Annotated in this window: 17 protein-coding genes; 15 read left to right on the top strand and 2 right to left on the bottom strand. The window is 40.7% G+C overall.

Annotated elements, in window-relative coordinates; translation table 11 throughout:
• Positions 1-4: 4 nt before the first annotated feature.
• Positions 5-349 (top strand): hydrogenase maturation nickel metallochaperone HypA, encoded by a 345-nt coding sequence (locus BM161_RS05780; RefSeq protein WP_074931056.1) that lies wholly within the window; start codon positions 5-7, stop codon positions 347-349.
• A gap of 12 nt (positions 350-361) precedes the next feature.
• Complete coding sequence (locus BM161_RS05775) at positions 362-1,474, top strand: DUF5692 family protein (protein ID WP_074931055.1); 1,113 nt, start codon at positions 362-364, stop codon at positions 1,472-1,474.
• Positions 1,475-1,556: 82 nt separating this feature from the next.
• Here the strand turns inward: BM161_RS05775 and BM161_RS05770 are convergent, their stop codons facing one another.
• Both BM161_RS05770 and BM161_RS05765 read right to left on the bottom strand, forming a co-directional pair.
• Positions 1,557-1,868 carry a hypothetical protein gene (locus tag BM161_RS05770; RefSeq protein WP_074931054.1) on the bottom strand — a complete coding sequence of 104 codons (312 nt, stop codon included), beginning with the start codon at positions 1,866-1,868 and terminating at the stop codon, positions 1,557-1,559.
• Positions 1,865-2,269 (bottom strand): hypothetical protein, encoded by a 405-nt coding sequence (locus tag BM161_RS05765; protein ID WP_074931053.1) that lies wholly within the window; start codon positions 2,267-2,269, stop codon positions 1,865-1,867. The genes BM161_RS05770 and BM161_RS05765 overlap by 4 nt, the downstream gene beginning before the upstream one ends.
• 187 nt (positions 2,270-2,456) lie before the next feature.
• On the opposite strand from BM161_RS05765, the gene tpiA reads away from it, so the two are divergent.
• From tpiA to BM161_RS05700, 13 genes are all read left to right on the top strand, one after another.
• Positions 2,457-3,206, top strand: coding sequence for a triose-phosphate isomerase (gene tpiA, locus BM161_RS05760; protein ID WP_022931260.1), 750 nt, complete (start codon positions 2,457-2,459; stop codon positions 3,204-3,206).
• A 189-nt stretch (positions 3,207-3,395) separates the two neighbouring features.
• Entirely contained in the window at positions 3,396-4,961 is a 1,566-nt protein-coding gene (locus BM161_RS05755) for a WD40 repeat domain-containing protein (RefSeq protein WP_074931052.1), read from the top strand.
• Positions 4,958-5,404, top strand: coding sequence for a hypothetical protein (locus BM161_RS05750; protein WP_074931051.1), 447 nt, complete (start codon positions 4,958-4,960; stop codon positions 5,402-5,404). The genes BM161_RS05755 and BM161_RS05750 overlap by 4 nt, the downstream gene beginning before the upstream one ends.
• A gap of 19 nt (positions 5,405-5,423) precedes the next feature.
• Complete coding sequence (locus BM161_RS05745) at positions 5,424-7,235, top strand: hypothetical protein (RefSeq protein WP_074931050.1); 1,812 nt, start codon at positions 5,424-5,426, stop codon at positions 7,233-7,235.
• 174 nt (positions 7,236-7,409) lie between these two features.
• On the top strand, positions 7,410-7,742 hold the full coding sequence (gene secG / locus BM161_RS05740) for a preprotein translocase subunit SecG (RefSeq protein ID WP_074931049.1): 333 nt from the start codon (positions 7,410-7,412) through the stop codon (positions 7,740-7,742).
• 10 nt (positions 7,743-7,752) lie between these two features.
• The gene (locus BM161_RS05735) at positions 7,753-8,223 is read left to right on the top strand and encodes a PTS sugar transporter subunit IIA (RefSeq protein ID WP_074931048.1); all 471 of its coding nucleotides are present in this window, start codon (positions 7,753-7,755) and stop codon (positions 8,221-8,223) included.
• A gap of 20 nt (positions 8,224-8,243) precedes the next feature.
• Positions 8,244-8,558, top strand: coding sequence for a hypothetical protein (locus BM161_RS05730; RefSeq protein WP_074931047.1), 315 nt, complete (start codon positions 8,244-8,246; stop codon positions 8,556-8,558).
• 25 nt (positions 8,559-8,583) lie between these two features.
• Complete coding sequence (locus tag BM161_RS05725) at positions 8,584-9,627, top strand: V0D/AC39 family V-type ATPase subunit (RefSeq protein ID WP_074931046.1); 1,044 nt, start codon at positions 8,584-8,586, stop codon at positions 9,625-9,627.
• Positions 9,620-11,614, top strand: a complete 1,995-nt coding sequence (locus tag BM161_RS05720) for a V-type ATP synthase subunit I (protein WP_074931045.1) — start codon at positions 9,620-9,622, stop codon at positions 11,612-11,614. The genes BM161_RS05725 and BM161_RS05720 overlap by 8 nt, the downstream gene beginning before the upstream one ends.
• A 65-nt stretch (positions 11,615-11,679) precedes the next feature.
• Positions 11,680-11,982 (top strand): ATP synthase subunit C, encoded by a 303-nt coding sequence (locus tag BM161_RS05715; RefSeq protein ID WP_074931044.1) that lies wholly within the window; start codon positions 11,680-11,682, stop codon positions 11,980-11,982.
• Positions 11,983-11,997: 15 nt separating this feature from the next.
• Positions 11,998-12,330, top strand: coding sequence for a V-type ATP synthase subunit F (locus tag BM161_RS05710; RefSeq protein ID WP_074931043.1), 333 nt, complete (start codon positions 11,998-12,000; stop codon positions 12,328-12,330).
• 8 nt (positions 12,331-12,338) lie between these two features.
• A complete protein-coding gene (locus BM161_RS05705; RefSeq protein WP_074931042.1) occupies positions 12,339-12,959 on the top strand; it encodes a V-type ATP synthase subunit E family protein in 621 nt (206 codons plus the stop codon).
• On the top strand, positions 12,956-14,713 hold the full coding sequence (locus BM161_RS05700; RefSeq protein WP_074931041.1) for a V-type ATP synthase subunit A: 1,758 nt from the start codon (positions 12,956-12,958) through the stop codon (positions 14,711-14,713). Before BM161_RS05705 ends, BM161_RS05700 begins: the two co-directional genes overlap by 4 nt.
• Position 14,714 lies beyond the last annotated feature (1 nt).

Genomic DNA, 14,714 nt, shown 5'->3' with positions numbered 1-14,714 from the left:
AAACATGCACGAATTAGGAATCGTCTTTCATGTAATCAAGCGTCTCGAAAATCTGGCTGAAGAACAGAAACTCAGTCAGATTCAAAGCGTTACGCTTGAACTCGGAGAGGTAAGTGGAGTAGTGCCGGAGTTTCTTGAAGACGGCTGGAAGTGGGCAGTGAAAAAATCACCCGTCATGGAAAATGCCGCTCTAAAAATAGAAACTCTCCCGGCCGTAAGCATCTGCAATGCCTGCGGCAAAACATACGGCACTGTTGAAAATGGGAAAACTTGTCCGCACTGTAAAAGCGAAGATACGGTTTTGCAGACGGGCAATGAAATGAGTATAAAGGAAATTGAAGCGTGTTAGGAGGTATATGACATGTTATTTCAACTTTATGGATCAACAGTAGCAACTCAGTTGCTCGGTTGGTGTTTAGTTTTTCTTGGTCTCATTCTTTTGAATGAACTTGGAAGAACAAAATTTGGTGGAGTTCTTGTATTTTTCGTAGTTCCTGCTGCTTTGACAGTTTACTTCATTGTAGCTGCTATCGGTAAGAACTCGTTCGCTTCAGAATGGTATGTAATTAAGTATATGGGCGGATGGTTCCATTATGCTAAGTTGTATGCCGCCACAATTGGATGTATTGGTTTTATTTTCCTCGCTCGAAAATGGACTGCACTTGGAAAAGCTGAATGGTTCAAATGCTGGCCATTCATTATCGTAGGTATCAACATTCTTATCGCTGTTGCATCAGATTTCGAATCTGCTATCAAAGGTGGAATCTCTGGTGGCTGGTGGGTATCTAACGAAGGTGTATTCCTTTACGGTGGATGGTGGAACCTTCTTAACGGTCTCGCAGGTATCATCAACATTGCTTGTATGACTGGCTGGTGGGGAATCTACTCATCAAAGAAAGGAAAGCTCGAAAAGCAGGATATGCTCTGGCCTGATATGACATGGATGTTCATCATTGCTTATGATGTATGGAACTTCGAATATACATATCTGAACCTTCCAACACACTCATGGTACTGTGGTCTCGCACTTCTTCTCGCACCTACATTCGCAGCTACATTCTGGAACAAGGGTGGCTGGATTCAGAACCGCGCATTCACACTTTCAATCTGGTGTATGTTCGCTCAGGTTGTACCATTCCAGTTGACAAAGCCATTCTCTGTACTTCCTTCATTGTACGCTGGCGCTCCTCAGGACGGAACTGGTGCTCAGGCTTTGTATGATGCTTCTATGGCTATCTACAATAACCCTGCAATTGCAAACAATGGTCCAGAAGTTCAGCAGGCAATCGCTAAGATGGGAATTACAGCTGATCCAAAAGCTCAGGGTGTAATCGCTGTTCTTGCTCTTGTAATCAACGTTCTTGTTCTTGCTGCTATCTGTAAGAAGGCATTTGCTACAAAGACAAATCCTTATACAAAAGAAATTTGGAAAGGAACAAAAGATTTCGACGAAGCTATGGCTCGCGCTGAATAAATAAACAACGACCAAACAAAAAAGCCTATGCGGCCCACCGATATGTGTTCCGCATAGGCTTTTTTGTTTGGTCTTGCGTTCTTTATCGCTTAAAGAGTGCTGTCTTCACAACTCCCTTAGGATCTTTTATAAGTAAGATTACCAGCCAGATAATCAATCCCAGTGCTACAACTGAAAGTCCAAGATAGAAATCGTTGAGCATGTCGAGTGGTTCTGGTGTAAAGAACTCGGCGCCCATTTCGTTGTATTCGAAAATTGCGTCAATCAGCCACATCAAAGAAGCTCCCCAGTACATAAGACTGAGAGTTCCAAGTTTCATTTCTTTATTTGGTAATTTTTTATACCAGAGAATTGTGCAGATTATTGCTGCAAAAGTTGAAGTCAAAAGTGTCATGCTAAAGCCGCTCCTGTATTAATAGAGTTGTTCTGTCGTTTTTCAAAGATTGAAGAGATTCCAACCATAACGCCCCATACTGCAGTTACGAGAAGTGCCATTGAAACTCCGGCGGTTGCCATTTCGTGAAGCATTTCAGCTGCGTTTCCGTCAGATACGGCTGTAAGGAATGGGAAAAATGGAACTACTTCTCCGTGCCATACATGTTCAAAAGCGAGGAGTGCAGAACCACCCCAAAGCATATTGTTCAACCAGCCAAGCTTTGTTGAAAACTTAATCTTCTGAATCTCATCTCCGGCTTCAGGCTTTTTAGTCAAACCTTTTGCTTCTCTAGATTTGATTATTTTTGCTGCAATAGTAGTAATGATTGCTTCTGTTGCAGGAACTGTAAAACATGCCATTTTAATAGCCTCCACATAATATTTTATTAAATTATATCACGTTTTTGATAGTAACGCTATCACTTTTTTTTACGGTTTCTGAGCGGAGTCTTTTTTACGGTCCCTGAGCGGAGTCGAAGGGTTGTTGAAACTCCCTATCAAATTTACTAAAATAACTTTTACATAGAAGTCTATAAGGAGTTTTTTTATGGCACGTACACATTATATCGCTGGAAACTGGAAGATGAACACAACAAAGGCAGAGGCTGTTGCTCTCGCAAAAGACCTTGTTGAACAGTTGAAGGGTAAAACTAACAAATATATGATTGGTGTTCCTTTTGTATACCTCGATGCAGTTGCTCAGGTTGTAAAAGGTTCAAACATCATTCTCGCAGCTCAGGACTGTGCTGCTACAGATAACGGAGCTCACACAGGTGAAGTTTCTTGCGCAATGCTCAAGGACATCGGTTGCCAGTGTGTAATTCTTGGACACTCAGAACGCCGCCACGAAATTGGTGAATCTGATGAACTTATCAACAAGAAGGTTCGCAAAGCTCTCGCAAGTGGTCTCGAAGTTGACCTTTGTATCGGTGAACTTTTGAGCGAACGTGAAGCTGGTGAAGCAGAGCAGGTTTGTGCATTCCAGCTTTCTGCTGGTCTCGCTGGTGTAACAGAAGAGCAGATGAAGAACGTAACAATCGCTTACGAACCAGTTTGGGCTATCGGTACTGGTAAAACAGCTACTCCAGATGACGCTCAGGCTATCCACAAGTTCATCCGTGGTTACATTGCAAAACTCTACAACCAGAAGGTTGCTGATGAAGTAATCATCCAGTACGGTGGATCTATGAAAGCTTCTAACGCTCCAGAGCTTCTCGCTCAGCCAGATATCGACGGTGGTCTTATCGGTGGTGCTTCATTAAAGGCAGAAACTTTCGTTCCTATCTGCGTACTCTAATTAATACCGGTGGTTGAGCTTGTCGAAACCACATGCTACCCCGAACTTGGTTCGGGGTCTTTTTTTTTATGACGCACTGACGGTGAATTGTGAAAAATTCACCGTTTTTTATGCGTTGTTACTCACTACAAGGTTTTAGTTAATCGTTACAATCACTCATTGGAAAATCGTTTTTTTTCGGATGAGTTTATGAGAAAAAAGTCTTCTCTTTTTATTTCTGTTTTTTTCTTATATTTTTCTGTCTTCTACGCAACAGAATTTACTGCCTGTGAAGGTCGAATTCAGCAAATCTGTGAAAACACATCCGGAACTTTAATCGCAGCCTCAGATTCCAGCAGTATTACAATCTACGATACAAAAGATTTCTCAATAGTCTGTAAATTTTATGACGAACAGGTTTCTAAGATCTCTTTTTATTCAGAAGGGGATAATGAGTTTTTTGCAGTAATCACAAAAGATGGACAATTTATTGTACGTAAGCTTTTATATTCCGATGAACACTGGCAGTGTGAAGATGGGGAGCCTTATTATTCTGCAGACTGTGCAGATGTAACCGGCCGTAAAGCTCTTACAGCAATTTCGTTCAGCAATAATTCAGATTATATTGCAGCTGCTTTTAATGATAATTCTGTTCAGGTTCATTTCCGTCTTCGTGTTACTGCCGGTTCAATCTCCCATACAATCACAACTCACAAAACGCAGGTTTATGGTCTTGAGTTCAGTAAAAATGGTGAGTATCTTGCTACTGTTTCTACAGATGGAGAAGCGTATATATGGAACAGTTATACAAGTTCAAAAATTACGCATCTGAAAGGTATTTATTCCAGGGCCCGCGTTCCGGTGTATTTTACGGAAGACTCTGTATATGTAGTAAGTCTTGATAGCAGAAACTCTTTCCGCATTTCAGATTTTTCCGGCAACACGCTTTATTCAATTCTTACCGGCCGTCCTATAACAGCGCTCAAGCCATTAAAAGATCCAGACCTTATTGCAGTAAGAAATGATAAAGATGAAGTTATGATTTACAGCATATCTTCTCGCCGCCCGCTTTCTGTAGTTACTGTTCCTTCAAGTACAGATTTTACAACTTTTGATTTCAATTTTACCGCAGATATAATGTACGCCGCTTATTCAGATGGCGTTGTTACTCTTCTTGAACCTCAACCATATTTAGATGATTCTTCAATGCTTGTTACAGATTCAAGTCTTCTTGGAAAAGGGGTAGGCGGAGCCGGAGGAAGCGGTTTTGCTGCCAGCAGATTCCAGGGCATTTCCGTTTGCGCCGGAGCAAATTATCTGAATAAGCCTTATCTGATAGGTGCAGATTTGCGCGGCGAATATTTATACTCAGACAAAATTTCACCTTTCTTTGTTGGCGGCGGCCTTAATTTGAGTATGGGTTTTCCGAGAAAAGAATTTCCTAAAACGTACAAAATTAATGGAAATGATGTGTCTGCTCCAAACTTAATGGCTGCAACAGTATATGTTCCTGCCGGCTATGTAGTAACTCCATGGAAAAAAGATATTCGGATTATTACAGATGTAAAAATTGGCGCAAAGATGACAAGCATTGCTCTGATTACAAATGAAGGTTCTGCAGTTGGAAAACCTGTCTTTTCATTATTTATGAGTGTAGGCGTAGGAATGCAGATCAAGGCATTTACTTTTGATATTAATTGTGAATACGACACAGTAGGAAAAGTGAGTCCGGCGGTTTATGCAGGTTATGTGTTTTATCTTGGAGGAAAGAAATGAAAAAGATTATGCATGTTTTAATGATGATTTTGATGATTCTTTCTGTGCTTATGTTTACAGCCTGTGATTCTTCTTATGACAAAATGCTTCAGGATTTTAATACAGAATATTTTACACTTGAACCAACTCCTCCATTAGAAAAATCAATTACAGATGCATCTTTTTCTGCAGATCAGATGCTGGAAAAAAGATATACGTTCATAAAAGATTATGCTTCAAGTCTTACAGCTCCAAAGGGTGGGGAAAAATATGACTGGACCTTGCAGACAGAAGATGAAAATGGTTCAAAAACAGAATCTGTATGCTCAGAGCGTATTTATGATTTTATGCCTGGCGAAGATATCAAAATGGATACAGAAACAACTCTGGTATTAACCGTTACCGATTCATCGGGAATGGAATATATAGACACTGCTTTAATTATAGTAATTAACCGGAATTAATCCGGTCGGAGGTAGAAAAATGAAGAAATTTGTTAAAAGTTTCTTGATGGCTGCAGCAGCATTAATGCTGTTTGCTGGATGTTCAAACCTTGGCAATGATGCTACGGTTTCTGGTGATGATGGTAAGGTTGTTCTTACAATCGGTATTGATGGTTATAATGGTCCTTCTGGAAATGTATCTCGTACAGTAAATCCAGGAACAATTACATCAGCTGATTTTTCTAAAATTACCATCAAAGGTGAGTCAGAATCATATGATTCTTTTACTGAAAAAACACTTGAGTTTAAGAGTGATGGTACTGCAACAATTGAACTTACTTATGATGTATGGTATTTGACACTTACAGCTTATACTTCAGATACAACTCCTGTTTTACAGGGCCGTCGCCGTGTTGATTTTAGAAACGGTGCTCCTGCAAGTAATGCTCCAATCACTTTTAAGCTTTCTGCTGAAGGTTTAGAAACTGCCGGTGGAGTATCATTGAGCGGAACCTTTACAGATGAAGATGGACTTGCTGAAAGTTATGCAGCTGCTCTTTATGACCTTTACACTAATGAAATAATTATTGGTACAACTGGTACTTCAACATTAAAGACAGGTACTTGTACTGGAGATGATAAAGGAAAGTTCTCTTATACAGTTTCTAATGTTAAGCCTGGTCGCTATAACTTCCGTATTTACTTCAAAAATCATGATGGTGCAAACATTGGTACATGGGGAGATATCGTAGTAATTGCTCCTGGCCGTACAACAACAAATGAGGATACAATTGCACTTGGTGATATCTTAATGAAGAAACCTTCTGCTCCAACTGCTCTTTCTGCTTACTATATGAACAAGTCTGTAACAGGAAATTATTATAATGCTCTTATTACATGGACACGTGCTGAACTTCATAATGAAGAGTACTTTGAGCTTACTATTAATGATGTTACAGCAACAACTCCTGTTACATATAAGATTTTCACAAATACAACAGATGCTGAGACAAAAAAAGAAATATTCTTTGAAAGTGCTAGCCGGGTAGACGGTACTCTTGCTGCTGGTTCAGAATATTGTATTGTAAAACTTCCTGTTGGAAAGAAGTTTGAGATTTCTATTAAGGCTGCAAACTTCCTTGGTGCTTCTGATTCTAAGAGTCGTGATTCAGCATCAGTTGCATCTACAATTGAATTGGCAAATGGAAATGCTGTTGGAGCAAATACTGCTTATGGCACTGAAGCTATCAACCTTATGAAGATTGCTTATGATCTTAATGGTGGTTCTCTTAAGCTTTCTGCATCTTCTGGAGCAATTACAGGAACTTATAATGACTTTGTAATCTTTAAGAACGCTGATATTACTCTTCTTACACCTGCTGCAACAGGTTACCCAGAGCTTACTAATGGTCATCACCCATGGCAGAGCTGGAAAAATGCTGCAGGTACAGCAGTTACAAAAGTTTCTGAATTTGGAAATGTTGCTGTAACAGCTAATTATAATGAAAGTTCAATTATTAATTATGAAATTAATGATACTTATGGCGAACTTGAAGATGTTACAATTACAACTGCATCTGGTGATGATGTTGTTAATAGCGCCAATACTATTACAAGTAATGGAAATCTTATAATTACAGTTAATGATGAAGGTGTAACACATGTAAAAGTAACAATTCTTTATCCAAGGGGAGAGGTGTCAGAGGAAGATGATGGAAATACTGTCACATTCAAAAAATTAAATGCAATCGCTAATGGTGTATATGAAGTTCAGGTAATTGCAACAATTCCTGATGCTAACGGGGTTGATAAACTTTACTCATTTGTTTGTGCGATTACAAAAAATAAATAAGCTTGATAATTGCTTATAAAAAGCAGTAAAAAAAACTATACAGGCCGGGGCGGTGCTGCCGTTCCGGCCTTTTTATTGCAGGTAAAGTGTGCGTCTAAAACAATTGACGAGAACGGCCTTTTTCACTAAAATAATAACACTTTATTTGATTAAAAATTTTTGGAGAAATAAATTATGGGTACAATTGGTGTTGTTCTTCTGGTATTTTTTGTAATCGTTTGTCTTTTGCTGGTATTGCTCGTTTCAATTCAGGACGACGGTGAAAACGGAATGGGACTTCTCGGTGGTCGTGGAACTGCTGCTTTCGGTTCACATTCTGCTAGTGTTCTTACCAAAACAACTTTCGTATTGGTTTTCTTGTTCTTCGCTCTTTCTTTGGGCCTTGCTCTTGCAAACAAAAAGCCAAAGCTTGATAAAGACCTCATTCCTACAACAGTAGAAACTACAGATGCTGCATCTGAGTCTGCTGCAGGTGAATGGTGGACTGAATCAGAATCTGCTGAATAAGAGGCGTTGAATGCTCAGCAGTTTCATTTCTCCTGCTTCTATTAAAGTTGCTCTGGAAAGCACAGAAAAAGAAGAATGCTTTGCAGAGCTCCTGGAAGTTCTGGTTGCTAAACATCCTGAATTGAATCGAAAAGAAGCAATGGATGCCCTTATTGCAAGGGAAGAGAAAATGAGTACTGCTGTACTACCTTTTGTTGCAGTTCCCCATGCTTTGTGTAATTCTGCGGGGGACACTCTGGTTGCTGTTGGAATCAGCCGTTCAGGAATTGAGTTTGACTCACCTGAACCAGAGACTAATCCTGACCATCCTGTAGTTAATGTAATTTTTGAAATCCTGTTTGAAGAAAAAGATACAGAAACCCACTTACATGTGCTTAGAGATATTCTTCAACTGGTTAGTAATAAAGATTTTGTTAATAATGTTTTACAGGCCAAGACTTCACAGGAAGTTTACGACCTTATAGAGTCAATGGAAATGTAAAGTTACAGGAGGCGTAAAATATGGCTGAAAACAATTCAGAAATCGATGCCATCAATCATCTGCTTGAAGTAGAAAAAAATGCGTCAACACTTATAAATGACGCTGCAATGGAAGCAGAGAGACGCCTTTCACAAGCCCGCGCAAAATATAATTCCGATTATAAAACCCGCTACGATGAAATAGCGGCAAAACTCGAAGTTGAATATCAGAATAATCATCAGCAAATTGCAGATAAATATCAAAAAGACATAGATTCGTATAAAGAATCACTTGCTGCAAAACCTCAGAATTCCGAGGCTTTTTCGTCACTGTTAGACAAGCTTATATTTTCATAAGCCAGTTTGATTGGGGAGTGCCGTTATGGATAAGTCTGGTGCAGATGCCTTTGTTTTTGCTAAAGCCAACGGAATCTTAGGAAAATCTTTCACAAACAAAAAAGCCCGCCTTCTTTTTGAAGCAAAGAGTCTTGGAGAGTTATGGACTCTTCTTTTTAAGACTCAGCCGCCTCTTGTTCCAGAGGTATTGCTTTCTCAGGAAATTGAAGAAAAAGCCTTTTCTGATTTTATTAATAATTACGTAAAATTTATTGATGCTTACGATACTCCAGAGCCTGTTCTTATAGATCAGCTTCTTCTTTTTGAAGGAGAAAATCTTAAGGAAATTGGAGCTTCTTTGTGCAAGGAAGAACAGAATCTTCCAAAAATGATAGACCTTGGAAAATATTCTTCTCTTAATTATAAAGCCTGGCCGGATATCAAAAAACTTACCAAAGGAACAGCTTTTTCATGGTATAATAAAGTTCCAGGAATTCATGAACAGCAGAAGCTTGAGTTCAAAATTGATATTCAGGTTTGCCGCCATCTGTGGGATTCTGCTCAGAAAGAGAAGGGTGAAGCAAGCGAGGCCTTGCTGGATATTTATCGTCAGGAATTCATCATTAAAAATATTGTCTGGGTTTTACGCCTTAGACTTTTCTATAATATGAAGGAAGAGGATATTATCCGCAATCTGATTTATGTAACAGATAAGCCTGGTCACTCAGATCCTGTTGCCGCTCCAGCTATTAAGATTTTGGACTGGCCTCTTGATGAATATGAACCATGGAGTAACTGGAGATATTCGTCTCTGGTGAACCCGCATGTTGATGGACAGGTATGGCAGATTGATCCTATCTGGATTGAGCGCCGTAATCGTGTGGAAATTAACAGAAAAGCAAGTAAACTTTTCCATCAGTTCCCTAATGATCCTTGTTCCATTATCGGCTGGTACAAAATGAAGAATTTTGAATTAAGCTGTATACGTACAGCTGTTGAAAGTATAAGATTAAATGTGAATTCCGAAGAGGCTATGGATGCAGTCGGACTCTACGATGCAGAACAGCCGCAAGGAGGAGTGAATGGCTAGAACAGCAGAGATGAAACTTCTTGAGCTTATGGTGCTTAAGAATGATATTTCATCTGTAATCGAATATATAGGTAAAAAAGAAAATTTCCAGTTTCAGACAAAGCTTAAGGATTCTGCTTCCGGAGATGCTGCAAACGAAGAATCACTGAATATTGATTCTCAGTTTTATGAGAGTCTTTCAAAGGCATATACAGAACTTGGTTACGAAGGTGGCCTGCAGGGAATAAAAGATTGCAGTGCTCCTAAAGATGAAGATCGCAAAAAAGCCGCAGATCTTATTGCTGCTTTTTCAGACCTTAAGACAAAGATTTCAGAAGCAACAGATGAAGCCCATAAGGTAAATGATGCCTATAAAGAAGCAATGGCTTTTTCTAATCTTAAGGTTTCTTATTCAGAACTCGAACATCTTTCATTCCTTTCATTGAGAATTGGACGTATTCCGGAAAATCAGTATGAAGATTTGAAGGACCGTCTTGAAGGTTCTGCCGTTGTAATCAAACTTGGAAATGATTCTTCTCATGTGCTTGTTGCATCTTCTAAGAAGGGCCGCTTTGCACTTGATGCAGAACTTAAAAATCATAACTTTGTAGAACTTGAAGTTCCTTCTGATTTTAAGGGAGTTCCAGAGTCTGCTCTTAAAGGTCTTGAAGAAAAGAAAGCCGAAGCAGATAAGGTGCTCGAAGAACTTATTACAGAAAAAAATAATTTTGCGGAAACACACCGTGCTCAGTTAGAACATCTTCTTGGCTGTTTTACAATTGCAGTTCAGATTGAAGCAATTACTGCACGCCTTGAATCTACCGAGCTCGTATACCGCATTACCGGCTGGATTCCAGCTGCCGAGACTGAAAATTACATGAAGGGCCTCGACGAGCTCACCGAGGGCCGCATTGCAATCCGTGCCTATGAACCTTTTGAAGTACCTAGCGTAATGTCGGGTAAGGAACAGGTTCCTGTAAAGCTCCAGCACGGAAAGTTTGTAAAGAGCTTTGAGAGAATGATTTTCTCTTACGGTTCACCGATTTACGGTGCAATTGATCCGACACCATTCGTTGCCGTATTCTTTACAATCCTGTTTGGAATTATGTTCGGTGACTGCGGACAGGGCCTTGTATTCCTTATCGCCGGAATCCTTATGGCACTCAACGTAATTAAGGTTGGCGGCTGGAATAAGTTTGCTCCGATTTTCATGGCAATTGGTATTTCAAGTTCAATCATGGGCTTGCTCACCGGCGAGTTCTTTGGAACAGAAAACGTTCTTGAACCGTTTGCAGAGTGGGTAACAGGTTTGTTTGGAACTCCACATGCTCCAATCTTAAAGCTTATGCCTTCTGCTGACCCTAAATCAATTTATGTGATGTTTGGTGTATTTGGAGTTGCCGTAGCAATTGGTTTTGTAATCAATACCTGCGGACTTCTTTTGAACATCATCAACAATATTTCACGCAAGCGTTTTGCAGAGGCCTTCCTTGGTAAAAACGGACTTGCTGGTGCTGTGTTCTTCTGGTATGTAATTGCACTTGTTCTTCGCATTGTTCTTGCAAAGCATGCAATTGCAGCCTACGACATCATCATCATTATTGTTTCACTTTTCTTTGCTGCCTTTGCCGAACCTTTTGAGCGTGCAGCAAATCATGAAAAGCCACTGTTTGAAAACGGCTTTGGAACTTACATTATTTCAGGAGCTGTTGAACTGATTGAAGTAGTTTCAGGTTATCTTTCAAACACAGTAAGCTTTGTGCGTGTCGGCGCCTTTGCTCTTTCTCACGCGGTTCTGAACTTTACAATTCTGACTCTTACCGAAATGGTTGGTGGTCAGGGAACTATTGGCGGAATCATCGTTCTGATTGCAGGTAATGCGCTGATTATTGTTCTGGAAGGAATGATCGTTGCAATTCAGGTAATACGTCTTCAGTATTACGAATTCTTCAGCAAGTTCTTCCACGAAACTGGTAGAGAATTTAAGCCATTTAAATTTGAAATATAATATCACGGTGGTTGAGTAGCCCGAAAGGCGTATCGAAACCGTCATAAAATATAGGAGTATAAATTATGAAGAAGAAGTTCGTTTCTTTCCTTACAATTCTTGGAATGGGAGCTGCAATGTTCGCTGAGGACGCTAATGCCGCAGCTGCTGCTGCTTCTGCTGGTGCAATTAAATACCTCGCAGCTGCAATTGCTGTTGGTCTTGCATGTATCGCTGGTGGTATGGCCGTAGGTAAAATCGGTGCTGCTGCTATGGGCGCAATGAGCGAGAATCCTGAACTTTCAGGAAAGGCTCTTCCTTTCGTAGGTCTTGCTGAAGGTATTTGTCTTTGGGGAATGCTCGTAGGTGTTCTTATTCTTTTCAAATAACCCAGATATCCGCAAGTGAAATTTTATATTATTGGCGAGCGAGAAATTGTCCTTGCCTTTAAGCTGACTGGAATTGATGGAACAGCAGCCGAAACCCGTGCCGAAGTTTTAGATGCGTTTAACCGCGTTACTGGCAAAGGTGGTATTGTAAACGTTCCGTCTGGGGAGATTCCCCGCGTACTCATTTTAACAGAGCAGGCTGCCAGTCAGATTGAGGACGAAGAAATCGCATGGCAGAAAACAGGAAAATTTCCTCTGATAGTTGAAGTGCCCGGCTTGAACGGACATCTCAAGGGCAAAAAGACCCTTTCAGATGCAATCAAAGAAGCCGTTGGCGTTGAGGTTTGAGGTTTAGAATGCAGGAATTACGATCTACAGATATTTTGGATAAAGAGATTCAGGCGGACGCACGTAAGAAAGCAGAACGTATGCTTCAGAAGGCCGACCGCGATTGTGAACAGCTGATCTCTTCAGTTGAAGCAGATATTGAAAAGGCTGCTGCAGAAAAGAAAGATTTTTTTGCACGTAAGCTGGATGCTTTTGAAACAGACAGAAAAGCTGTTGTTCCTTTGGAAAAGGAGCGTTTTAAGGTTTCTTTTATTCAGAATGCAGTTATACAGAATATAAATAAATATCTTGAAGGACTCTCAGAAGAAAAGCGTCTTGAGCTTGTTGCCCGTGGCTTTGACTTTAATACAGAGCAGAAACTCAATGCTTACGTTTACGGTTTTTCACTGGATGCTGCAAAGAAGTTCCTTTCTAAAAAACTCAGTTCTCACCTTGCTTCCTGCACCCAGACAAAATTCGGTGCTGCTGTTTTAGAGGAAGATTTAGGTCTTGCTAAACCGGAAGGAATTATTCTTGAATCTGAAGATAAAAATTTCCGTTGGCGCCTTACTATAAACGAAGTAATTGAAAAGCTTCTTGATAAAAACAGAGCAGAACTTTCTGCCACCTTGTTTGGAGGTGACTTATGATAGAAGGTAAGATTACCCGCATTTCTGGTCCTATTGTTTATGCAGAAGGACTCGACGGCTGTGGTCTTTATGATGTAGTTGATGTAGGCGAGAAAAAGCTGATTGGTGAAATCATCCGTCAGAATAAAGGCAATGCTACAATTCAGGTTTACGAGGAAGATACAGGTATGCACATCGGTGAGAAGGTTGTGTGTACACAGCGTCCTCTTTCATTACGTCTTGGACCTGGCCTTGTAGGAAATATTTATGATGGTATTCAGCGTCCTCTTCAGGCAATGTATGAACACTCTGGCGGCTTCCTTCTGCCGGGTGAAAGGACTCAGCCTCTGGACGAAAGTAAAGTATGGCATTTTGATGCTGCGGAAGGTGTAGGAGAGGGAACTCCTATTAAACCTGGTATGGTACTGGGAACTGTAAAAGAAACTCAGTCCATCACAGAAAAAATCATGGTCCCTCCAACAATCCGTGGCCGCTCAATTAAAACCTTTAAGGGAACTGGTGACTACACTGTAAACGATGTAATTGCCACTACTGAACTTGATGAAGAGATTCAACTTGCTCAGTACTGGCCTGTTCGTAAGCCTCGTCCTTACAGCCAGAAGCTTGGTGTTACAGAACCACTTATTACAGGTCAGCGTGTAATCGATGTTTTCTTCCCACTTTCGAAGGGTGGTACAGCTGCTATTCCTGGCGGCTTTGGAACTGGAAAAACAATGACTCAACATGCCGTTGCAAAATGGTGTGATGCAGACTTAATCGTATATATCGGATGTGGTGAACGCGGTAACGAAATGACAGAGGTACTCACAGAGTTCCCTGAACTTATTGACCCACGCACTGGTCGTTCTATCATGGAACGAACAATCCTCATCGCAAATACTTCTAATATGCCGGTAGCTGCCCGTGAAGTTTCCCTTTATTCGGGAATCACACTTGCAGAATACTTCCGTGATATGGGTATGCATGTTGCAATCATGGCAGACTCAACTTCCCGCTGGGCCGAAGCTCTCCGTGAACTTTCTGGCCGTATGGAAGAGATGCCTGCCGAAGAAGGATTCCCTGCATACCTTCCAACCCGTCTTGCTTCGTTCTATGAACGTGCTGGCCGTGTAATCAGCCTTGAAGGACAGGAAGGTTCAGTATCTGTTATCGGTGCGGTTTCGCCTCCGGGTGGTGACTTCTCTGAGCCTGTTACTCAGCATACAAAGCGCTTTATCCGCTGTTTCTGGGCTCTGGACCGCGAGCTTGCAAACTCACGTCACTATCCTGCTATCGGCTGGATTGATTCATACTCAGAATATGCTTCAGAAGTTCAGGACTGGTGGGAAGTTCATAATCCTCTTTGGGGAACTTTGCGTCAGGAAGCACTTGAGCTTTTGAAAAATGAAAACCGTCTTCAGCAGATTGTCCGCCTTATTGGACCAGATGCATTGCCTGATGCAGAACGTCTTGTTTTGCGCACAGCAGAAATGATTAAGAACGGCTTCCTTCAGCAGAATGCTTTTGATGATATTGATAAGTACTGTTCAACAGATAAGCAGATTGCAATCCTTGAACTGATGATGACTTATTACAAGCGTGCTCTTGCCTGCATTAAGGCGGGTGCACCTTTGACACAGGTTGCAGCTCTCCCTGTTTGTGATGAAATTGTCCGAATCAAAATGGTTTACAAAAATGAAGAGATTGACAAAATCAACGAAATCAAAACTCGTCTTGATAATCAGATGAGTGAAATTGAGCGAATGTATAAATAGG

Origin of the sequence: Treponema bryantii, from assembly GCF_900113965.1 — a bacterium.
Classification (GTDB): Bacteria; Spirochaetota; Spirochaetia; order Treponematales; family Treponemataceae; genus Treponema_D; species Treponema_D bryantii_A.
Note: the sequence above shows the minus strand (reverse complement) of the source record. Positions and strands in the feature narration are given on the sequence as shown.